Raw genomic sequence first — 20,835 nt, forward strand, 5'->3', positions numbered from 1 at the left:
ACCTGTAAACCTATTTCAGGACGAGACACACAAATGTAAGCAAGTTTATAACTTGCGGGTTATTATTCGATAAATTCGACTTCTATAAGTCCTTTCTTTCCCGAATAATTGATTGCACTCGAATAAATATAATCCTCCGGACATCTAACAATACCGGCCTTAACAGGATTTTCATGGATATATGCCAACCGCTGATCCATCATGTCATTAGAGCTCAACTCTATTGTCCTGTTGTCTTGTTGCCAGAATTGATAATTTTTATTATTGCTGTTCTTTAAGCCCGCTGACTTAAAGAGCCACAGCATCCATTTCCTCCTGCTCTCCTTCGAATCATTAATAGCCTTTATCAGCTCTTTGGATGTATGCTTTTTAAAATCTCTTAGTATATCAGATAAGTTCTTTCCTTTATCTGCTCTTACTATCATGTGGTAGTGATTTGTCATTAGAACCCAGGCATAAATAATAAGGCCTTTTTCTTTCTGACAATACTTTAAACTATCGACAATAATATCTTTATAATGTTCGCGGGTAAAGACATCGACCCATTTTACTATTGCGGTCGTGATAAAATATAGTCCTTCCGGATCATTGATGGTGTATTTGGATGACATAGCTGGTTATTTTATTATTCTTCAAATATAAAAATAGCTTCGATATTATCGGAGCTATTTTGAAAATTATCTTGAATTTAATTTATCTTCCTTTATAACCGCAAGTCAATAGACTTGCTCTCATTTGTGGGCAGAAGCCAAAAGACTTCAGCCACGGGCTAGTTGAGATTTGAGGAAGGACCTAAAACTTCTTGCAAAAAAATATCACCGAAACCTCCTTCCCCATAACCTAAACCTTCTTTAAATGCTTCTTTAACTTCCTCGGTACAATTTAAAAAAATTTCTTTGGTCACTTCGATTGAGTTGTTTATTGTATCAAAGTCATTAGTAGCATACGCTTTATATAAAGACACCTGAAATATAGATAATAGATAATTTAAACTGTTAATTGGGTCTGTATGCAAGGAATTAAAGTCTTTAAGATTTGCCTTAAAAAGAATCTCCACCTTTGATGGTGTGATGACATTTTCAAATTCAATCATTTTTTCTTGTATAATAGAGGTAAAATATACTTTATTCTCTTTAATTAACTGATTATACAGGTTCTCATAATTTAATTCATCAAAAACATTAAACAAATAATTTGATAGATCCTCAACACTAATACTTGTAGACAAACTTAATTCATTTAAGAACTGGAGAAGTTCACCTTGAATTGACTTTATCTTTTTATCAAAATAATAAGTTAAAAAAACAACTTCCGGCTCAATGGGATTAAACATTTTATTCTCGTAATCTTCATAAAAAAATCTTTCCACATTGGGTATTTTATTAATCAAACAGTCATATATTTTCTTATTCATAATCTTAATAAGTAACAAAAATCGATATTATTAATTTTCCAATATCTATTCGTTGTTGATATAAACTTCTTATTACTTGTCTCCCCTCTGGTTGAAGTCTTTCTGACTTCAACCCACACCCAATAACCATAGCCAAATGAAAAGTCACAGATCAACTAGTAAAGTTTTATTCATGATGCAATTTCGCAATTGGTTGATCGTTTTGCAGCTTATATGATAAGCTACTGGGTTTTTATTTTTATCCTTGTAAAACTATTTTTTTTTGAAACCTCGCAGCTTTTTGCGCAAAAAAAAGATATAGTTTCTTTAAACATTCAAACAACACCAGTAGGAATAGCACTATTTAAGACGCATTCTGATAATCGGCATTGGAAATCTGGAGGATTCGTATTTGGTTTAAGCGCTGCAATACATATGCAAAAGAGAGACTGCAGCTTCTCCTATCAAGCCGGAATAGGAACTAATTTAATAAATTTTAGTTTTGCACTAAAAGAAAAAGAATATAAAACACGCTTTCACAATTACCCTAATCTCTTCATTTCTACTAAATATTTATTTAATAAAAGTAATAAATATATATTTTACTCTCAACTTTCATTTGGTTTACAACTTCCCACTAAAAAATTTAAAAGTGAAGATTACAAGGATGAATTTAAAGCGAATACTACTTATTCAAATAATAAAATGGGGTTGTTTTTGTCCCCGGAGATAGGATGTAAGCTAAAAGGTAAAAACATTGCTAATGGAATAGAAGTAGGTTTAATTTATAGATTAGGTTTTAACCAGTTTGCTAAAAACACTTTAACAAAGGACAATATAACTCAGCTCTATTTTTATCAAGGTAATTTTTTAGGTTTTTCCTTCAGATATTTTTTTACTTTAAAAGTAAAGACTACCCAATATTCTCCATCATATTTTAGAAAGGCGAGATGTCCAAAACAATAGATGAATTTGCAATTCCCCTCTGGTTGAAGTCTATCTGACTTCAACCCACTGGGAAATCATGTCAAATATTCGTTTTCCAATATAATCATTCAACCGTTTAAAATTAGGATATCGATAATACTCATTCCAGTAGCTTATCATTCGACTTTCTGTTTGTTGCCAATATCTTTCATTTTCCCTAATGAACTTCACATAGTTGTTGATTGTACGTTCATTTATGTGTTCATCTATATCATATAAAATTTCTATTACATATTCTCCCAGAAGTTGAAATATAAAAGGAATAACAAAATATTCAGTATTGTCTTTAAGTTCCTTTAATTGCCTCTGCCTTACAAATCCATTGTGGTGTCTAAGGTAAATACAATTCAATATTTTTTTTTGTTGTTTAGTTAAATCATCAGATTTAAAGTCTGTTGGTTTGTCAAAATAAACTCGACTTGGAATTATCAAATGTTCTCCGTTAAGAATTACTTCTTGTTGAGCAGTTGGATGAATGTCAAAGTTTTTATCCGACAAATAATCAATTACAACTTTAACATCAGATTTTATATCTTTCGGAAAAGCATTAAGTAACTTTCTTTTATTTATTTCAAATGAATCTTTAGGTAGTCTCATGAGCTTAAACTATGATATATTATGCACAACTTATTTTATATACACATCGGAATTGTACATTCTCCATTTATAGGTACCAAAGGGAATTAGTTTCTTTCACTCTTTTATTTTTGTTTCAATAGTTACCAAAATATGATCAATGAGCTCAATAAAGACTCGTTTATTTAATAAATTATTCAACCTACTTGACGACACAATTGTCTTTGATGTATTTATCAATTCGGACTTTACATTTCTAAGATTAATAATTAATTCAGGTTTATCCAGATTACTAATCGATTTCTTTATATCCTCCTTCCAAAATGAAAAACCGTCAATTCCACAACATTCTGCTACACATTGAGTTTCTAGGCCATCCCAAAAGTCAATAGTTGGTTTAAGAATATTATCTATTTCGATTATCTCATTATCGTTCTTTGAATCAAATCCAACCCATTTAATCCATTTATTTTCTCCTATGCTTATGCCTTTTGATGTAGTCATAATATTTGTTTGATTGGTACTATATGTTTTCTTTATTAAAAATTAAAATAAAAAAACTACAACGCACCCAAACTGCGCAATAAAAAATAACTTTAACTTTTTCTTAAAAAATTTTCTCTACCAAATAAAAAAGGTCGAAAAAACTACTAATCTTTAGTTTATCCGACCTTTCTATAAAATATTAAATTTTCTATTTCTCCCCCTTCAACCTCTCAATCTCCTTCTTCTGCATCTCAACCAAATCTTCCAACAACTTAATCTTATCCTCATAAAGCTTTTGCATTTGTTCAGGCATGGAGAAATTGTAGACCGGATTATTATTAGTATTCACACCAGCGGGGTTCATACTGTTGTTCATGCTATTGATAAGATTAAAAATGGTCTTCTCATCGAACGCCAATATATCCTGCACAGTCACCTGAAGTACCTTCGCAATCTGCTCCAACCTCTCCGGACTCACCGACACCTCATCTGTCTCAATCTTGCTGTAGCTGGGCTGGCTGATGCCTAATACCTCTGCCATGTATTCCTGTTTCAGACCTTTCAGTTCTCTTACTTTCTTTATTTTATTTCCTAACGTTAGCATAACTCTTTAAAAATTAATCTGATACTTACATTATAAGATATTCTTTTGTTATGAATATCTTATTCTTGTGATGAATAAAATACCACTTACTTTTGATCTTATATACAAAGCTAATAAAATCAGTCATATATGGAAATATCAGACTGTCTTCCATAAATGACCTGATCGTTTGAAAAATCATTTTTAATACATCTAAAAACCAGCTAAATATGAAACACACAACCGGCGTGCTCTATGTCGATAGTGAGCAACACAACCTAAATGCCTTCCGTGCTTATTTCCGGGAATTCAAGGAATATAATATTCACCTCTTCAAGACAGGCATCGATGCGGTCTTTGCCCTGCATACCGAAAAGATTGATATCATCATCGCAGACCAGATCAGGCCGGAGGTCACAGGGTTTGAGTTTGTGAGTGCTGCACGTTTTAAGGATTCTCCCCCACTTATTATTGTGCTTACTGTACACACAGATACACAGGTGCTGGATATGGCTTTGGAGCAGGGTACTCTATTTCGGTATTTCCCAAAGCCGGTTAACTTTCAGGAACTGCACTTTGCATTGATAGATGCTAAATTAACATTGATTAACAGACCTAACTCCCACTAACCGCTATGAAGATCTTGCAATATGTTGTATTCCCTTTCCTCTTTATCTATGATCTCGTTGTTGTAACCATTGAGTTTAAAAGGAAAAAATTGCCGCTAACACCGTTTGTGCTGTTTTCATTGGGAAGAAGGAAGTGGATGAAATAAGCGGGAAGCCTAAAGCGGAAAGTTGAAAGCTTAAAGTAAAAAGTTGAAAGTAAATGAGAAAATGTCAATGAGAATTGAAACCGTGTTTCAGACATCTGAGACGACTTTATAAGTTCGCAGGATTGGTTGCATTCTTCTTTTGTTAATTAGACTCTGATTGTGAATATTTTTAAAACCACATTTCGTTGTTTCAACTCCTTATTACCGTACTATATCCGTAAAAATCTTTAATTAACCAGCACTTACCGCATCGTCCTTATGAGCACTTCAGGAGCTTTATTAAACTATATTTTTAAGCTTTCGGTTACCAATTTAGAAACAGGGAAAATGGCAAAATGGATACAAGGAATAGAGGAACGATGGCGGATCGACCAAAGGAGATCCCCGCAAGAGGATGGAAAGATATATTTCTAAGGGTAAAGGAGGAATTTACTAACGATCATATCAGCATAGTATCAGCAGGAGTTGCGTTTTATTTCTTTCTAGCACTTTTCCCTTTGATTAGTGCTATGGTTGCCATTTATGGACTTGTATTTGACGCTGCTCAGGTAGAACAACAATTGAGTCAGTTAGGTGCAGTAATGCCGCCACAAGCTCAGGATATCATTGCACCACAATTACATAAGATAGTCAGTGCCCCTCAACAGGGTCTTGGTTTGGCATTGATTTTCAGTATTCTGCTTAGTTTGTGGTCTGCCAATGCCGGAACCAAGGCGCTTTTTGATGGTATTAATATAGCTTACAACCAAAATGAAGAAAGAAATTTCTTTAAGTTAAATGGGATAACCCTTGCAGTTACACTGGGGGGAATATTGGTAGGAATAATAGCAGTAGCATTGGTAATCGGTTTTCCGGCTATAATTGATAAACTTGGATTGCCTTCTACTATATCAGATATCATTTCAATGGCGCGTTGGCCTTTGCTTTTTGCATTCATCGTTGTTTCATTATCTGTAATATATAAAATTGCACCTGACAGAAATAATCCTAAGTTCAAGTGGGTCAGTTGGGGTGCATGTATAGCTGCTGCCTTATGGATCGGAGCTTCTCTTCTGTTTAGCTTATACATCAATAACTTCGGTAATTATGATGCCACCTATGGTGCTATAGCTGCTGTCATTATCCTGATGCTATGGTTTCAGATTACAAGCCTTTGTGTTCTTCTCGGTGCAGAAATAAATTCTGAAATGGAACACCAGACAGCTAAAGATACCACTGTTGGTGAATCAGAGCCATTGGGACAACGAGGAGGATATCATGCCGATCGTGTAGCCGCCGGAACAGAAGAAGCTGATGAAAAGGATATTCCTGATGAGGAAAAAGTCCGAGACAGAACTGTAAAAACAAAAACCAAAAACAGAGATAGCGTTAAATTGGAAAGATGGCTTAAAAATAAAAACAGAGATCTAAAGGCTAAGGATAGAAATATAAATCCTGGTGATGATGAGCTGCAATAATAATCTGTCCTATTCAAGCATAGCAATAAATAATAAAGACCCCTTGATTTATGGGGTCTTTTAATTTTCAATAGTTGAAAGCTTAAAGCTTAAAGTAAGTGAGCAAAGGTCAATGAGATTTGAAATGCGGTTCAGACATTTGACGCACTTCGTAAGTACGATTTCAGACTTCGGAACTACGACGACGGACTTCAGAGGTATGACTTAGAACCTCGGAACTACGACGGCGGACTTCGCAAGTACGACGACGAACCTCGGAGCTACGATTTCGGACCTCAGAACTACGACGACGGACTTCGGAGGTCCGACTTCGAACCTCGGAACTACGACATCGGACTTCGGAAGTACGACGGCGGACCTCAGAGGTCCGATTGGGAACTTCGGAAGTAAGATGTCCACATTAATAATGTGCTATAGTCATCATAACAATCAATTATTTTAGCTTTGATCTATGATATACTGTAATAAAAAAGCCCATTCTTTCGAATGGGCTTGTGATTTACAAATCGGTAGTTGGTTTATCTTCTGGTTCTGCCGGTCTGCTTCTGCTTGCAAAATGTTTAGACAATTTTGAAACAGTATCCGTAAGATTGCTGTTTCCTCTGGAGGCCTGTTTAAGAAAGCCGTAACACTGATCAGTCAATGTGATCGCTTCATTGCCAGCAGCCATCATGGTGTCGCTTATACCTTCTATAACGGGCTGAATGTGCATATTGATTTCCGCAAGATCAAGGTACAGTTTTGCTCTGTAATAATAATCTTCAGTGTCGATTACTCCAGGTATTGTTTTCGGATTTGCTTTCACAGCAATCAAAACATCATTAACGTAACCTTGTCTCTTTTCAGCGACCTTTCTAAGAGTCTTTCGTTCTTCATTAGACAGGTTGATTACAAAATCAAGTTCAGCTTTCAGTTCCTGAATTTTGCTGATGATACGTGCCACTCTCTCGGCATCGAGCTTTGCGGATAATTTCTGATATCCCATAGTAATTGAAATGTTTAAATTGATTGATAAATAAAATCTGTGCTTAAAAAATTAAGCTTTAAAAAAGATTAGGTTGTTGAAGTCGGATCTTCATTAGCTGGTGAATCTCCCTAATTTAAATTACTAAGGCGCTGCTTAAGCCATTCTTTCTTCAACTCTTTATCAGAAAGGATTAATGAATCCATTTCTTCTTTGAGTCTTTTCAGTCTGACAAGCAATGCTGCCGCTTTTTCGGCATCAAATTTTGGTAATGGTTTTTGATCTTCCATAGGTTTAAAAGTTTAATTAATAAATGAATTAATATGCTTGAAAAATTAAAGCCTAAAATTGATGAGCATGTTGCAGGAAGATATTCATTAGCTGGTGAACTCTATTTGCAATAGCTGATTGTGGTGCATAGATATAAAACAAATATTTAAAAGTCAAACAGTTGTCAAAAAAAGTAGAAAATGGAAAGTTTGAATGAATCAGGTAATACCAACTTTGAGAGGTTACCATTTCTCCATTTAAGTATTAATAATTTTATATAAATTCATTCTTTTTATATTATATATGAAAATAAATCTACTTGTATTTTTACTCGCTTTTCTATATTCAACAATACCTAGCCAGGGTCAAAATAATATCGCCTATGGCACTCCATATGAAATGTCTGTAACTAATGGATCATTATATTCTTGGGACAACAAAAAATTTGAATACACAGATTACTGTCCTCTTTACAACCCTCGTTTTTATTTTAAAAAACAAGCCTGGCCGGTAGAAGTTTATAGTATTGAATCAACAATTCCCTATCCATATTCTAGATTGGTCTATTCTTCTTATGGACAAAGTGTCAGCGAATTTTCAGCATTACTATACAAACCACCATTCTATTATAATCCTCCATACGTTATTATTGCAAATGGCAGAGATACATTAGCATACATAACAAAAATACGTGAGACCTCTTCACAAGTCATTAATTCAATAGGACTTGAAAGACGTTCACCAAATAATAATATTGAAGTTTTTGGTGATACAATTTTGTTTTGCTCATCCCCTGCAAATAACTACTTTCCTATTCGAGATCTTATAAGTCCATTCGGAGGTGAGTCAAATTGGAGTTCCTTTAATTATTCAAGTAAATTCATTATTAATAATATCGAATTGCCAAGCACCCCTACCATTGGACAACTGAAAGATGGTGATACTTTACAAATAGAAATAAATGATATAAAACCCTATTATGAATTCTCATATCCTTGTTTGGATATAAAAGGACCAGTCAGATCAAAAAAATATATTATCAGAAAAGGTAACATAGGAACTTATAGTTTCCCGGAAAAAATAATAAATATTTGCCCCGGAGATACTGTATTCCCTGTTAAAGACAAGTCAATGTTTTCAAGGCTTACATATAAAACAATTGATAACAATTTTTTCCTGTCTGATGATCAGACCCAACAGAACCGACAATTTTACAAACCTGTAACTATCACGGGTGTTGTATTTGAGCAGGGAATCGGTAAATGTTGGTCAAAGGCAGATACCGTAAAATACGTAAACAGCTCCGAGTGTAAATATGGATATGTTTCAGGAAGTGTATTCTATGATAAAAATATAAATGGTATCATGGAATACGATGAAAAACTCCTCACAAATAAACTGATAAAAATAGAACCGGATAATAAAGTAATATATACGGTGGATGGTAATTTCAAAGGTTTGATGCTTCCTATCGGACAAAAGCATTCCTTATCAATTTCAGACGAAAACTGGGGATCAGGTAAGATAGATATTGATATGAGTAGAAGCGATACCTTTCATTACTATAGTTCAGTGAATATACCAGGCATTCCACTTGTACAAAATGACCTACAGGTAGAAATTACGGCAGGCAGAATGAGACCGGGATTTCCTACGACTTATTTCATTGATATAAGAAACAATGGGAATAATTACCTGTATGACACTTACATAGATCTCACACTTGATACCACGCTTAAAGGCATTACCTTCGGAACTGCTCCTTTATCCATTAATAACAATAAAGTCAGGTGGAAAATTAATTATATCGACGGACAGGCAAAACAACGTTTTATAGTAAATGCTACGATTCCTATAAACCTTTCTTTATTAGGAAATCAAGTTTCAACCTCGGTCGAAATCACTAATCCTGCAGACACTTACCTTGCTAATAATAAAGATATCGAAGTGACTACTATTACAGGTTCATTCGACCCTAATGACAAACAAGTATCTAGCGAAAATGGAAAAGAAGCTGCCTTTATCCCTCCTTCTTCCGGACTTGAATATGTAATCCGTTTTCAAAATACAGGAACAGATACAGCTTTTATTGTAAAAGTCATAGATACACTTTCCAGTAACCATGACGTCAAAACTTTAAAGATTCTTGCTGCCAGCCATAATTATGATTTCACTGTTAATGACAACATACTGATCTGGACATTTAAGAATATTCTTTTACCAGACAGTACCACAAACGAACCTAAAAGTCAGGGCTTTGTCAAGTTTACAATTAAGCCCAATCCTGAAATTTCTATTCCCGCAGAGGTGACTAATAAAGCATATATTTACTTTGACTTTAATGAACCAGTAATCACCAATACGACTAAAATGCTTATTGCCGATGACCTGGTGGTTACCGGAACAAGGTCTAAAACAAAAACTGATCAGATTCTTATATATCCCAATCCTGCTCATAAGATATTAAATTTGAGTCAAAGGTCAGACTTCATTATTGAATCATTAAGCGGCCAAATACTTCTTAATGCATATGATGTGAATATTATTGATATTAGTCATCTGCACAAAGGCATGTATCTATTAAAAACCAAAGAAGGCGGGGTCTCCAAATTCATGGTTGAATGATAAAATCCGGATTATAATTTTTTAAATTAACACATAATTTTCAAGAAGAAAGCTCTGCTCTCCTACTTTTATAACATATGGAGAGCAGAGCTTTCTTTTTATTAGTCTTTAATTAATCCTTCCTTACCAGCCAATACCAGTGGGAACCTATGATCCTTCGTCTGCTGAATGCTGATTTTTTCAAATGGAAAGATGCACTAAATACCCTTGCCATGTAGTCAGGATTTAGCTTGATGCCGATGGGTGCATGATTCAGTGCCCAGATAAGCAATGTAGCTCCAGGCTTTAAAAGTCTGTAGACTTCTTGTTCATACTTTTGCTGATCTACCTCGTTCAGACAATGAAAACAACCAATATCAAAAGCAACATCAAAAGGCTCTTTCAACATTGCAAGATTGGTGACATCTCCCACTAATAAAGAAGGCTTTTGCAGAGAATCCTCAATTCTTTTCCGGGCTTTTTCAATTGCTACGCCTGAGAAATCAATGCCTGTAGCTTTTATGCCCTGCTCTGCCATGAAGGAAGAAAAACGTCCGAGCCCACATCCCAGTTCCAGAGAAGTTTTCGGATGATTGTTTGCTACAAGATCTTGTAATTCTTTAGGGATGCGGGTGTCTCCCCATAACCAATGGAGAAAAGCGGAACTATATACTTTATCAAATTCTTTACTGCTGGATGGTGCATCTGATTTTGTGTTCATAATAATCAAATTTATTTAACACAAAATTACTCGTCCGTCAGCGTAGAAAATTGAACAAATCGGTCGTTTTGATTTTTGAATAATTCTTTTGGCGTAACACCGGAAAGTTTTTTAACCTCTCTGATAAAATGCGCCTGATCCGCAAAATTTAACTCGGGATACAAACGTCCTTCTTTGATATGAGGAAAAGAAGCTCTGAAGCGTAAGATGCTACAAAATAGTTTTAACGATATACCAAACTGCTGATTAAAATAGCGGTTTATCTGCCGGCTGCTCCACGAAATCTTTTCGGAAAGGTCTTTTATCGACATAGAACCTTTCGTTGAATAAACGAGTTCAAAAAGCTGTTTTTTCCTCTTATCAATATCCGGTACCATCATACTTTTTATTCTTTCAGACAATTTCTGACAAAAGATCTCAAAATCGGAAAGGTCTGTTTCGGTAATTCCCCAGAAATCCTCAGGAAGTATTTGTATTTGATTAACAAGTCCTGAGATATTTATATCAGGCAGATATTCAACAGCCGACAGTTTAAAGCTCACTCCACACATTAAAGAACCCGCCGGAAAGATGTGGCTGGAAGGAGCGGTTTCAATCCCGATCAATCCGATAAGATATGGTTCATTAGGCGAACAACTAAAAATAATATCTATCCTTCCATCTGGAATGGTAACCTGTTCTTTGTCATTACCGGAATCGTTCTGAAGCGTCCAAAAACGTTCTACAAAATCAGCAAGTGCAGCTTCGGGTTCGCGGATTGTATAGGCCATTCTTATAAGGTTTATTCCTGTCAGTAAGTGAGGGCTGATATTCATATCATAACCACAAATTTTCAATCCCGATTCAATTTTCAGGAAAATTTAATGGGATTGAAATATATCAGACGGATGAAAAAGTAAAATATTTTACAGAGACGCCATGAATGTTGTCTCCCTCTCTGACCGAAGACTTTACCTTAATCCATAGTTTAAAAAGCTGGTAGGTTTTAACCTTTGCTACTTGCACGGCTCACCCCAAAATTTATCTTGCCAACCAAAGCCGAATCTCGGAACTTGCCTGATATTAACAAAGAAATTATGTACCATTTGCCTTCTTATTATTTCTCTTGATACAATACAGCCAGCAATAGGATGAACTATACAAGCATATTTTTCTCTCACACAAGAATATTCATTAAACATTGTCATTCCCGCTGTAAAATAGAATACACATCTTTTACCATTAGCATTGAAAAGTTCTTTTTTAGTCCGTCCGAAATAGTATTTAGTACGTTTTTTTTCTTTAAGATCCTTTGAAGTGCCGTGTAAATCACCGAATCTATATTTTTCAATTTTGATTAATTTGCCATTGTCATCATATATTCTCCACTTACCATATCTACCCGAAAGTTCCGTTTTTCCGGTTTCCAATAAAATATGATCATCCGAATAATGATATTCAATGATCCATTTAGGCCTCCTATATTTAGTAGTATAGAAACTTTTGGCTTGAATAAAACCTAATGAATCATAAGTAATCCAAAGTCTAACCCTCTTTTTATTTTTATTAAATCTCCCTACCTGGTATTCACCATTATCTTTTCTAATCGTATCCTGACAAACCCCAATAGTAGAAAGCGATGTCAAACAAATTATTAAAAAAATATAGAGAACATAACCTTTTCTATAAGATCCCATGAAGGCTTTGAATTCTGCCAATGTCATATTAACCATCAGTACTATTTGTAAAAGATAATAAAAAATAAGGTATAATATAAGTTTTAAAAAAAGATTTGTAAATCCGACTAACAAGACATGAGATAAACTTATATTTATTTATAGTCTAAGTAACTATCCAAAATGATGGGGAGACAGAACAAGATTTCACCTTCTAAGTTTTCTCATTAAATTAGCATAAGAACTAACTTAATCTATTTTTTCTATCTGAATGTTAAAAAGAGGATTAGAAGAGCTGAGTTATGGCAAATCCTTTTATGATCATCACAAAGAAGGAGAGCGGATTGATCTTTGTCTTATAAAAGGATTGTTAGGATATGAATATTATAAGATAGGAGAAGAATAGATTTCCTTTATGGGTTACGCTCTTAAAAGACCCAGTCCTGCTATATGCAGAACTGGGACTGGTGGTTCAATTAAAATAATTTTTACCTTCCTGATTCTCTCTTTTGAATTTTCAATTTTAGATCGCTTCCAAGAGCTTTAACTGTAGGATACCTTGCAGGCCTTACTTTTGACAATGATTCAAAAAGATCATTCAAACTCTTTCCCTGAAGCATATTAAGTGCATCAATAGATCTATTGATATCCTTTCTTGATTGACGATCTTTTTCATTTAATGTTGCTATATGTTTCAAAACTTTAGCAGCACAATTAAAATGAAAATCGCTGAGTGGTTTTTCTCTGTTGCTCAATAATTCAGGGATATCCTGAAATAATGAAACCGCAGCTTCTGAGACCTCTCTGTTATTCAATGCCAATTTAAGATAGTGACTGTTTCTTTGAGCTATCGCCCACCAATACTCTAAGCCATCAAATCTTTTAAATTCATTGTTTCTGAAATCATGCATGGCGCTCATGCTTTTCTTAGAAGAAGACTCGCCGAAAACTGCGTCAATAATTCCTTTCACTACATTGGCAGGACAGCTAGGTTGTTCCAGAGTATCTACAGAACCAAATAACTCCCAGTCTCCATTATCATTTGTCCATCTTTTATGCAATGAAGCTGGATTCTGCTCTAACAGTTGATCACCGGAAAATTTAAACACTGCTGTTCCGATTGTATCATCAGCATTGATCCAACTCCAGAAATTTTCAAAGAAGTTTTGTTGATTCTTAATTGCATTTTCGATTTTACTTTGAATTTTACCTGTAAGATCCTTTATATCATCATCAGAAATATCTTGCTTCGTAAATCCAAGTGTTGGTATAAGGCTGTTTAATGCCTGCTGAACACCGGCATTTAAAGCATGATGGCCAGCTTCAGCTCCATCATCAGATACATTATCCTCTTCCATTAAGACTACAATACAACCGGCAACAGCAGGAACATCATCCGTACCAAGCTTCTTCACTATGTCAGGAACAGGTATCGGAGTTAATGTCATCTCTTTAAATCCGATAGCAGAAGGAATCGGAACTGTATCACCGGCATCTACATCCGAATCACCTAAATTCCCATGACTACCATGAGTTGTAAAAATGGTAGCCGTACCTTCTAACATTAATGAATCATTTAAACGACAAGTTGTTCCATCAATTTTAAAAAATACTGTCCACATGTAGGGTTCTGCATTTCCCCATCCATCTGCTTCATCATGACAATGAAGACGATCAAAATGAAATTTTACTTTTAAATTGTTTCTCATAAGTGTTTAATTTTTAATTTGTGGTTGCTCTAAGATCTGCGTGCTACAGATCGATTGAAGTTCTCTGATTGAAGTTTAATATTGGGAATACATATCATAAAAGTACTTTTTGTCAGCGCTAATTGAAGCTTATATTCAAAGAAGCCAGTCAATAAAAATGGTAACTCTGAGGCCTGACTTTCAAAAAATATAATCAGCAATTATGCTATAACATATGAATACACTTAACTCCTGTATGTTTTCACTTGCATAAAATACAATACAGTTGGTAAACTGAAATTCATAATTGATGTAACAAATGTGCAAATGGAAAAAAGATTCTGAAATACCGTAAACAGATAGAAAAATAAAATACCTTTTTACAGGATAGTTGTTCTGATTATATCAGTTTAACGCAAAAAGACGAGTTAATATCAGAAAAAGCGGAAAGGTAAAGTTTTGAAGAGCTTCCAATTTATTTTAACTTAGAACATGATTTACAAATTCAGCATCTTATCTACCAGATTATTCACTGTATTGGGAATTACTTGTGGTGTCTTAATATTTTTTACTATTGGGTTGTTTGCTATGGGAAGCTATATCGCAGGAACTTTGGTAACGATAGCCATAATATCACCGTTCACTCTGAGCTATACCTGCGAATCGAATTTTAATGAAGGCATATTTATCTTCAGAATAAAATACCTATTCTTAAACGTATCCACAGAAACTCTTAAAATATCAGACTTTGATGTATATGCTTATAAAAAGCATACCACATCACGTCAAAACTACAGAGGTAGTGTGGCCTATATACATCCCAACATTACGTTGAAAGTTTTTAACTCAAAAAAAAGGAGTAAAACAATTGCGATAGGATATGAACCGGATGTAAAAAAGGTGATTGAGATGCTTAAAAGTAATGGATATGTCTGGCAGAAAGTTATTCTTTAAAAGCAAAACTTAAATATATTAATGAACTAAAAATTAAAAAGAGGTGTCAGTTAAAGCTTGTCACCTCTTTTTTTTAGAGATTATTTAATCTCTGTTATTGTAAACCAGATCGTATTTCCAGCATTGACGTTCGTGGTAAAACTACCAGAACCATCACCGGAAGCACCCCAAGTGCTCAAACTGACAGCGCCTCCATAAGTAAAAACTGCTGGAACACTTAGGCTTGGAAATGACCCTGCGGGCCAGGAAACTTTATATTGCTGATTAGCAAATCGCTCTACAGTAAATCCTTTTCCATAAATATCGGTTGTATTTATATATCCGGCTATAGTTCTAACACTGACTCCAGCCACACCTTGTGGACCTTGAGGGCCTGTTGCTCCTGTCGGACCTGCTGGACCCTGAGGGCCTGTTGCGCCTGTTGGTCCTGCGGGACCTTGAGGACCAGTTGCACCTGTTGGTCCTGCCACTCCCTGCGGACCTGTAATTCCTTGTGGACCTATTGGTCCTTGAAGACCTGTTGCACCTTGAGGACCTGCAGGCCCTTGTGGACCTACTGGGCCAGGTATGCTGCTACCAGACTTTTCTGCATATAGTGCATAAGGTACACTTAGCAATTGTGAAACGCTTGTAATTGTATAATTAGAACCTCCAGTAGGATCTATTTCTGTTTGAATAAAATATGGACCTTTAGACCAGTCAATCGCTGCAAAGCTTCCAGACAAAACAGTTCCTCCACCTATCGCTAAACTTATCAGGCCATTGCTATTGCTTTCGACCTGATGACTTTCAGAATATACTTCTGTTCCCGTTGCTGAAGTTTGAAGAATACTGATTTTTACACTTACTGTTGTATTGGCTACCAAACCATTCGTACTGTTTCTCACCACAGCCTGATAGCTCAGTAAATTGGGTGTCTGTGCATAAGCTGCATTCAGACTGATTAAAGCAATAATAATTAAGTAAAAGTATTTTTTCATGACTTAGGAATTTTTAATGATTTTGAAGGTTTTAAGGTCTTGTTTCTTTCTGAAAACTTTCAGCAGAAATGTGGTATTGGAAAGGTTTGTCAGATTAATAGTAGTGGAGTTGCTGTTTACCGAACTTTGCTGAAGCACATTTCCGTTTATGTCCAGCAGGACAAAGCTGAGGTTATCAGTACTTATTCCATCTACTTTTAGTGTAACATTGTTTGCAGTAGGATTAGGATAAACTTCTGCTATTAGATTGATTTCCGGGTGATCAACACCAGATAAAACAGAAACATTAGCATGTTGCACGCCTGCTGCAACAGAGCCAGATGTACCTGATGAAGTTTCGAAGCTTGTCAGCCCAATGGAATAGCTTACAGTTCCTCCGCTACCGGAACCTTCTCCGCCAGCAGTCACAGTACTATTCTGAGCCTTCACTCCCATGACTCCCAGGCCAAGCAAAACACTTAATGTTACTGCCTTTTTTGTTGATTTAAGCATAAGAACATTTTGGATTTAGTAATAGGGATTAATGGAATTTTTATTAATAGAAATTAAATTTAAGAAATTCATCCTTTTGGTAAAAATTCAAAACAGGATTGGAAGGTCGCTTTTCGATATCCGATTCATTTACATAGCTGGAAGGGTAAAGAAGAAGGCAGAAAGTTAAAAGTAAAAGTTGAAGAAAATCCTGTCTATCTATTAATCTAATAAATCCCTGTCTAAAACAAGAGGGAGCTCAAGGCTCCCTCAAAAAATACCAAAACAAACAATTTAGGGTGGGCGTATTAATGTTCAAATCTATTTTAGACACTTCACTTATATCTTACTATAAAAGAAAGGGATACCTGGAATTCCCTCATTCAAAAAATATAACCAAACAATTATTTAAAAATTACTTCCTGAGTTTTAACTGAGTCTGGATGTACTTTAAAGCTTTATGGGTTAAAAGAAGACAGAGTCATAATATTAACCGAAGATCATCCTGTCTATCCCTTAATCCCATAAATCTTAGTCATTATTCTACAATTACTTTCTGAGTTACTTTACCATTCTCGGTTTCAATTTGAAGGATCAGCATACCTTTTAACTGAGTCTGGATGCGCTCTACAGCTTTGTATGTTTCTCTATTTCCAAGCATATCCGATACAGTTACAGATGTGATATCCGATGCATTGCTGAAATTGATCACTCCATCGGTACTAACAGTCGGATAAGCAAGAACCTTATTCAGAGAAGAAGCATCCATATTTATATTGAAACCCTGCTCTTCCGCAGTGATTGCAAACTCATCTGCACGGGCTCCTGTACCAATATTGTCAAACAAGTTGTAAGAAGGATAAGCAGTTACCTGTTTCAGACCAGCTTCGATAGCAGGTATCAAAACTTCCCCACAATCGTCAGTACTTGGCTGACCGTTAATGATTACCGCATAGCTTACTCCTCCTCCTAATTCTGTCAAATTAGATCTTGAAGAACCATGGCAACCATTGTGACCTTGTGAGCTACCAGAAACACCCCATCCAAATGCATAGCTTGGTCTTAGAGAAGAGCCGGTAGTCATTGTTGTATGTGACGCAGAAGTTAAAATATCTGAAGGTGTGGCGGCACCATCAACCCTGTTAAGGAACTTCAATAAATCTATCGGACGAGCAACCCAGCCACCGAAAGCTCCCCATAACTGAAGATTCATATCTGTGAATGGAGTATAGTTCATCTCTCCTGCTTTTGCATTACCTGATGCTTGTCCTACATACATAGTAGATCCGATACCACATTTGTTCAATACATTTTGTCTGATATAGTCTTCATATTTCAAACCACTTACCTTTTCGATGATTCTTCCAAGAATGAAATAGTTGGTATTAGAGTATTCAAAAGCCACGCTTGTGTCTGTGAGTACAAGGTCGTTCGCAGCCAATAATACAGCCATAGCGTCATCTGCAGTTTTAGTATCATCCCAGAATACTGACTCACCATTGCAAGATCTAAGACCAGAAGTATGGTTTAATAAGTGACGTACTCTGATTCTCTTTAGTGAGGGTTTATTTGCAGGCACAGTATATTGTGAAAGTACTCCGTTTGCACCGAAGACAAAAGATTCTTTAGATAAAAGGCCTTTCTGAATCAAAGTCATAATACCTACAGAAGTCACAGGCTTAGAGATACTCATGATACGCCCTGGTTGATCAGGTGACATTTCTTCACCTGTAGAAGAGTTTGCATATCCGTAACCTTTGGCAAATACCAGTCTTCCGTCTTTAACAATTGCAAGTGAAAGACCTGGCACACTTTGGCTTGAAAGGAAACCGTTCACTGCATTATCAATTTTTGCCATGTTAGCGCTGGAGATATTGGTATTAGTCCAGAAGCCGTTGAATTTAGAGCTTGTGCCAGATGCGAAAGCGTTCAATAATACAGGTCTGTAGCCTGAGTAATAATGGTTATCAAAAACATATTGATAATTTGCTGACGTTATTCCATGTCTTGCAGACCACATTGGAGAGCTGGTTTTCTCCCATACAGCTGCATAAAGATCTGTTCCACCTTTGTTGTATCCAGAGATTCTTTTTAAGATATATCCCTGAGAGTTATAAGTATTGAACGCGCTCTGATATTGAGCTGCAGTTAAATTATGTCTTGCAACCCAGGCACCTCCTCCGGAAACCACTTCCCAGATACCTGCGAAGTATTCTACACCGTTTACAACATATCCGCTTATGTAAGTGGGGCGATAACCTTGAGCGGTATAAGTATCATATACAGCCTGATACTGAGCAGCAGTCAGGTTATGTCTGGCAATCCATGCACCACCTGATTTCTTTTCCCAGATAGCAGCAAACTGAGCTACCCCCCCAACTGCATATCCTGATATCAATGTTGGTCTGTATCCTTGAGAAGTGTAAGTGTTAAAGGCAGTCTGATATTCAGCTGCTGTCATAGAATGGCTCGTTACATAAGCTCCTCCTGAAACTTTCTCCCAAAGGGCAATGTATTTTTCTGCTCCGTTAGAGGTATAACCGTTTACAGAAGTCAATCTGTATCCATTAGCTGTGTTAGTGTTAAATGCAGTCTGGTATTCTGCAGGGCTCATGCCATGCTTGGCTATCCAAGCCTGAGCGAAAAGCGTTCCCGGAAGGAGAACAGAGGCAGCATACGCTGTTAAAAGTCTGTTAAAGAATTTAGATCTGGTTTTCATTTTAGTAATGTTCTTTATAATCGTTTATGTTAGGTTTTAACTTTAAATTTTATTCAGATAAAGAGCAACCCGGAATTACCCGACTATCTGATTGACGTTACAAAAGTGCAGATGAAAAAAGGATCCTGGAATACCGTAAACAGATAGAAAAATAAAATACCTTTTCACAGGAGAATAACCTTAAGATGAATATTTTAGCAAACCATAAGAATGGAATCCAACTCTATAGTCCTATTCATAGCGGGGTTGCCTTATAGTCTTATTTAATCATTAATCATTATCAGATTCTGAAAAAAATGATATAACTTTCGGAACAAATATTCCGGAAGCTTTAGGCAGACGGGCATGAACTTAAAAATTCTGTGAGTAATTCTAATCCTAAGATAAGAGAAGTAAACGTTGTTCGTTATGTGACCCCCCTTCGCGAGGGAGGTTCCCTGCCTGCCATTGTGGAGGCTGATGACGACTTTTTGTATGTGGTAAAATTCAGAGGTGCAGGTCAGGGAATAAAAACCCTCATAGCAGAGCTTGTAGCTGGAGAAATCGCCAGACTGCTGGGCTTTTTAATTCCAGAGATCGTCTTTATCAATCTTGACGAAGCCTTTGGCCGTACAGAGCCCGATGAAGAAATTCAGGACCTTTTAAGAACAAGTGAAGGAAAGAATTTAGGACTACATTACCTTTCCAGAGCCATTACATTCGACTCTCTTGTTACCAGTGTTGAACCTGAACTTTCCTCTAAGATTGTCTGGCTGGATTGCCTGATCATGAATGTAGACCGTACTGCCCGTAATACAAACATGCTTTCCTGGAATAAGGAACTTTGGCTTATTGATCATGGGGCATCCTTTTATTTTCACCACTCCTGGCCTAACCCGGAAGAACAAGGAAAGAAACCATTTCCGCAGATAAAAGATCATGTCCTGCTTTCTAAAGCATCAGAACTGGACAAAGTCAATGAAGCATTCAAAATAAAACTCACACCTGAAAACATACAATCAATTGTGGCCCTGATTCCCGATGAATGGCTATTAAAGGCTGAGTCTCCTTTTGAAACAGTTGAGGCACATAGACAAGCCTATGTAAAGTTTCTGGAAACACGAATCGCTAATTCTGAAATCTTTGTAAACGAAGCTAAAAATGCAAGGAAAGCAATTATTTGAGTATGCCGTCATTCGTGTAGTACCAAGGGTTGAACGCGAAGAGTTTTTAAATGTCGGAGTTATACTTTTTTGCTCCGCACAGGGATTCTTACATACTAAGTTTGAGCTGAATCATGAGCGGCTAAAGGCTTTCTGCAAAGATATAGATATAGCAGAACTGGAAGAACGTCTTCGTGCGTTTGAAAAAATCTGTGCAGGAGGCAAACAAGCAGGCCCGATAGGAAGTCTCCCTCTTTCAGGAAGATTCAGATGGCTGACAGCAAACAGAAGTACTATTGTGCAGACTTCAGCAGTACATCCAGGACTATGCGGAGACGCAAAAGAGACATTGACAAGGCTCATGACTGAACTGGTGCTATAAAATCAGAGAGTACAACTCAAGATGAAAA

Annotated in this window: 22 protein-coding genes; 8 read left to right on the plus strand and 14 right to left on the minus strand. The window is 36.0% G+C overall.

The features are described 5' to 3' along the window. Positions 1 to 62: 62 nt before the first annotated feature. Together J7604_RS10325 and J7604_RS10330 are read right to left on the minus strand one after the other, a co-directional pair. Entirely contained in the window at positions 63 to 611 is a 549-nt protein-coding gene (locus tag J7604_RS10325; protein ID WP_293895156.1) for a transposase, read from the minus strand. A gap of 158 nt (positions 612 to 769) precedes the next feature. After that, positions 770 to 1,414 (minus strand): hypothetical protein, encoded by a 645-nt coding sequence (locus J7604_RS10330; RefSeq protein ID WP_293895159.1) that lies wholly within the window; start codon positions 1,412 to 1,414, stop codon positions 770 to 772. A gap of 189 nt (positions 1,415 to 1,603) precedes the next feature. Here J7604_RS10330 and J7604_RS10335 point away from each other — a divergent pair, with 189 nt between their 5' ends. Continuing rightward, positions 1,604 to 2,359, plus strand: a complete 756-nt coding sequence (locus J7604_RS10335; RefSeq protein ID WP_293895162.1) for a hypothetical protein — start codon at positions 1,604 to 1,606, stop codon at positions 2,357 to 2,359. A gap of 30 nt (positions 2,360 to 2,389) precedes the next feature. Here J7604_RS10335 and J7604_RS10340 read toward each other — a convergent pair whose 3' ends face one another. The 3 genes from J7604_RS10340 to J7604_RS10350 all read right to left on the minus strand — a co-directional run bounded on the left by J7604_RS10340 (position 2,390) and on the right by J7604_RS10350 (position 4,046). Next, the gene (locus J7604_RS10340) at positions 2,390 to 2,977 is read right to left on the minus strand and encodes a hypothetical protein (protein WP_293895165.1); all 588 of its coding nucleotides are present in this window, start codon (positions 2,975 to 2,977) and stop codon (positions 2,390 to 2,392) included. 96 nt (positions 2,978 to 3,073) lie between these two features. After that, the gene (locus J7604_RS10345; RefSeq protein ID WP_293895168.1) at positions 3,074 to 3,460 is read right to left on the minus strand and encodes a DUF6331 family protein; all 387 of its coding nucleotides are present in this window, start codon (positions 3,458 to 3,460) and stop codon (positions 3,074 to 3,076) included. A 190-nt stretch (positions 3,461 to 3,650) separates the two neighbouring features. After that, positions 3,651 to 4,046, minus strand: a complete 396-nt coding sequence (locus tag J7604_RS10350) for a helix-turn-helix transcriptional regulator (RefSeq protein ID WP_293895171.1) — start codon at positions 4,044 to 4,046, stop codon at positions 3,651 to 3,653. 209 nt (positions 4,047 to 4,255) lie between these two features. Between J7604_RS10350 and J7604_RS10355 the strand changes: the two genes are divergently transcribed. Continuing rightward, on the plus strand, positions 4,256 to 4,654 hold the full coding sequence (locus tag J7604_RS10355) for a response regulator (protein ID WP_293895174.1): 399 nt from the start codon (positions 4,256 to 4,258) through the stop codon (positions 4,652 to 4,654). A gap of 481 nt (positions 4,655 to 5,135) precedes the next feature. Then, complete coding sequence (locus J7604_RS10360) at positions 5,136 to 6,257, plus strand: YihY/virulence factor BrkB family protein (protein WP_293895177.1); 1,122 nt, start codon at positions 5,136 to 5,138, stop codon at positions 6,255 to 6,257. 499 nt (positions 6,258 to 6,756) lie between these two features. Here the strand turns inward: J7604_RS10360 and J7604_RS10365 are convergent, their stop codons facing one another. Both J7604_RS10365 and J7604_RS10370 read right to left on the minus strand, forming a co-directional pair. Continuing rightward, positions 6,757 to 7,242 carry a hypothetical protein gene (locus tag J7604_RS10365; protein WP_293895180.1) on the minus strand — a complete coding sequence of 162 codons (486 nt, stop codon included), beginning with the start codon at positions 7,240 to 7,242 and terminating at the stop codon, positions 6,757 to 6,759. Positions 7,243 to 7,352: 110 nt separating this feature from the next. After that, positions 7,353 to 7,511 carry a hypothetical protein gene (locus J7604_RS10370; protein ID WP_293895183.1) on the minus strand — a complete coding sequence of 53 codons (159 nt, stop codon included), beginning with the start codon at positions 7,509 to 7,511 and terminating at the stop codon, positions 7,353 to 7,355. Positions 7,512 to 7,794: 283 nt separating this feature from the next. Between J7604_RS10370 and J7604_RS10375 the strand changes: the two genes are divergently transcribed. After that, the gene (locus J7604_RS10375) at positions 7,795 to 10,116 is read left to right on the plus strand and encodes a T9SS type A sorting domain-containing protein (protein ID WP_293895186.1); all 2,322 of its coding nucleotides are present in this window, start codon (positions 7,795 to 7,797) and stop codon (positions 10,114 to 10,116) included. Positions 10,117 to 10,228: 112 nt separating this feature from the next. On the opposite strand, the gene J7604_RS10380 is transcribed toward J7604_RS10375, so the two are convergent. The 3 genes from J7604_RS10380 to J7604_RS10390 all read right to left on the minus strand — a co-directional run bounded on the left by J7604_RS10380 (position 10,229) and on the right by J7604_RS10390 (position 12,519). Further along, complete coding sequence (locus J7604_RS10380) at positions 10,229 to 10,816, minus strand: class I SAM-dependent methyltransferase (RefSeq protein ID WP_293895189.1); 588 nt, start codon at positions 10,814 to 10,816, stop codon at positions 10,229 to 10,231. A 26-nt stretch (positions 10,817 to 10,842) separates the two neighbouring features. Continuing rightward, the gene (locus J7604_RS10385; RefSeq protein ID WP_293895192.1) at positions 10,843 to 11,631 is read right to left on the minus strand and encodes an AraC family transcriptional regulator; all 789 of its coding nucleotides are present in this window, start codon (positions 11,629 to 11,631) and stop codon (positions 10,843 to 10,845) included. A 180-nt stretch (positions 11,632 to 11,811) separates the two neighbouring features. Beyond that, positions 11,812 to 12,519 carry a hypothetical protein gene (locus J7604_RS10390; RefSeq protein WP_293895195.1) on the minus strand — a complete coding sequence of 236 codons (708 nt, stop codon included), beginning with the start codon at positions 12,517 to 12,519 and terminating at the stop codon, positions 11,812 to 11,814. A gap of 223 nt (positions 12,520 to 12,742) precedes the next feature. On the opposite strand from J7604_RS10390, the gene J7604_RS10395 reads away from it, so the two are divergent. Continuing rightward, positions 12,743 to 12,877 (plus strand): hypothetical protein, encoded by a 135-nt coding sequence (locus J7604_RS10395; protein WP_293895198.1) that lies wholly within the window; start codon positions 12,743 to 12,745, stop codon positions 12,875 to 12,877. 82 nt (positions 12,878 to 12,959) lie between these two features. On the opposite strand, the gene J7604_RS10400 is transcribed toward J7604_RS10395, so the two are convergent. Next, on the minus strand, positions 12,960 to 14,180 hold the full coding sequence (locus J7604_RS10400) for a hypothetical protein (protein ID WP_293895201.1): 1,221 nt from the start codon (positions 14,178 to 14,180) through the stop codon (positions 12,960 to 12,962). Between the two features lie 471 nt (positions 14,181 to 14,651). On the opposite strand from J7604_RS10400, the gene J7604_RS10405 reads away from it, so the two are divergent. Next, entirely contained in the window at positions 14,652 to 15,113 is a 462-nt protein-coding gene (locus tag J7604_RS10405; protein WP_293895204.1) for a hypothetical protein, read from the plus strand. An 80-nt stretch (positions 15,114 to 15,193) separates the two neighbouring features. On the opposite strand, the gene J7604_RS10410 is transcribed toward J7604_RS10405, so the two are convergent. The 3 genes from J7604_RS10410 to J7604_RS10420 all read right to left on the minus strand — a co-directional run bounded on the left by J7604_RS10410 (position 15,194) and on the right by J7604_RS10420 (position 19,283). Beyond that, a complete protein-coding gene (locus J7604_RS10410) occupies positions 15,194 to 16,093 on the minus strand; it encodes a hypothetical protein (protein ID WP_293895207.1) in 900 nt (299 codons plus the stop codon). 3 nt (positions 16,094 to 16,096) lie between these two features. Then, positions 16,097 to 16,585, minus strand: coding sequence for a T9SS type A sorting domain-containing protein (locus tag J7604_RS10415; protein WP_293895210.1), 489 nt, complete (start codon positions 16,583 to 16,585; stop codon positions 16,097 to 16,099). Positions 16,586 to 17,102: 517 nt separating this feature from the next. Continuing rightward, positions 17,103 to 19,283 (minus strand): serine hydrolase, encoded by a 2,181-nt coding sequence (locus tag J7604_RS10420; RefSeq protein ID WP_293895213.1) that lies wholly within the window; start codon positions 19,281 to 19,283, stop codon positions 17,103 to 17,105. A gap of 362 nt (positions 19,284 to 19,645) precedes the next feature. Between J7604_RS10420 and J7604_RS10425 the strand changes: the two genes are divergently transcribed. Continuing rightward, positions 19,646 to 20,446 (plus strand): HipA family kinase, encoded by an 801-nt coding sequence (locus J7604_RS10425; RefSeq protein WP_293895217.1) that lies wholly within the window; start codon positions 19,646 to 19,648, stop codon positions 20,444 to 20,446. Next, positions 20,424 to 20,807 (plus strand): DUF3037 domain-containing protein, encoded by a 384-nt coding sequence (locus J7604_RS10430; protein ID WP_293895220.1) that lies wholly within the window; start codon positions 20,424 to 20,426, stop codon positions 20,805 to 20,807. The genes J7604_RS10425 and J7604_RS10430 overlap by 23 nt, the downstream gene beginning before the upstream one ends. Positions 20,808 to 20,835: the final 28 nt, after the last annotated feature.

The sequence above is a fragment of the Sporocytophaga sp. genome (assembly GCF_017745095.1).
Lineage (GTDB): Bacteria > Bacteroidota > Bacteroidia > Cytophagales > Cytophagaceae > Sporocytophaga.

Coding starts and splice junctions, on each gene's coding strand:
- J7604_RS10325 (WP_293895156.1), bottom strand. CDS start 611: ATGTCATCCAAATACACCATCAATGATCCGGAAGGACTATATTTTATC.
- J7604_RS10330 (WP_293895159.1), bottom strand. CDS start 1,414: ATGAATAAGAAAATATATGACTGTTTGATTAATAAAATACCCAATGTG.
- J7604_RS10340 (WP_293895165.1), bottom strand. CDS start 2,977: ATGAGACTACCTAAAGATTCATTTGAAATAAATAAAAGAAAGTTACTT.
- J7604_RS10345 (WP_293895168.1), bottom strand. CDS start 3,460: ATGACTACATCAAAAGGCATAAGCATAGGAGAAAATAAATGGATTAAA.
- J7604_RS10350 (WP_293895171.1), bottom strand. CDS start 4,046: ATGCTAACGTTAGGAAATAAAATAAAGAAAGTAAGAGAACTGAAAGGT.
- J7604_RS10355 (WP_293895174.1), top strand. CDS start 4,256: ATGAAACACACAACCGGCGTGCTCTATGTCGATAGTGAGCAACACAAC.
- J7604_RS10360 (WP_293895177.1), top strand. CDS start 5,136: ATGGATACAAGGAATAGAGGAACGATGGCGGATCGACCAAAGGAGATC.
- J7604_RS10365 (WP_293895180.1), bottom strand. CDS start 7,242: ATGGGATATCAGAAATTATCCGCAAAGCTCGATGCCGAGAGAGTGGCA.
- J7604_RS10370 (WP_293895183.1), bottom strand. CDS start 7,511: ATGGAAGATCAAAAACCATTACCAAAATTTGATGCCGAAAAAGCGGCA.
- J7604_RS10375 (WP_293895186.1), top strand. CDS start 7,795: ATGAAAATAAATCTACTTGTATTTTTACTCGCTTTTCTATATTCAACA.
- J7604_RS10380 (WP_293895189.1), bottom strand. CDS start 10,816: ATGAACACAAAATCAGATGCACCATCCAGCAGTAAAGAATTTGATAAA.
- J7604_RS10385 (WP_293895192.1), bottom strand. CDS start 11,631: ATGAATATCAGCCCTCACTTACTGACAGGAATAAACCTTATAAGAATG.
- J7604_RS10390 (WP_293895195.1), bottom strand. CDS start 12,519: ATGACATTGGCAGAATTCAAAGCCTTCATGGGATCTTATAGAAAAGGT.
- J7604_RS10395 (WP_293895198.1), top strand. CDS start 12,743: ATGTTAAAAAGAGGATTAGAAGAGCTGAGTTATGGCAAATCCTTTTAT.
- J7604_RS10400 (WP_293895201.1), bottom strand. CDS start 14,180: ATGAGAAACAATTTAAAAGTAAAATTTCATTTTGATCGTCTTCATTGT.
- J7604_RS10405 (WP_293895204.1), top strand. CDS start 14,652: ATGATTTACAAATTCAGCATCTTATCTACCAGATTATTCACTGTATTG.
- J7604_RS10410 (WP_293895207.1), bottom strand. CDS start 16,093: ATGAAAAAATACTTTTACTTAATTATTATTGCTTTAATCAGTCTGAAT.
- J7604_RS10415 (WP_293895210.1), bottom strand. CDS start 16,585: ATGCTTAAATCAACAAAAAAGGCAGTAACATTAAGTGTTTTGCTTGGC.
- J7604_RS10420 (WP_293895213.1), bottom strand. CDS start 19,283: ATGAAAACCAGATCTAAATTCTTTAACAGACTTTTAACAGCGTATGCT.
- J7604_RS10430 (WP_293895220.1), top strand. CDS start 20,424: ATGCAAGGAAAGCAATTATTTGAGTATGCCGTCATTCGTGTAGTACCA.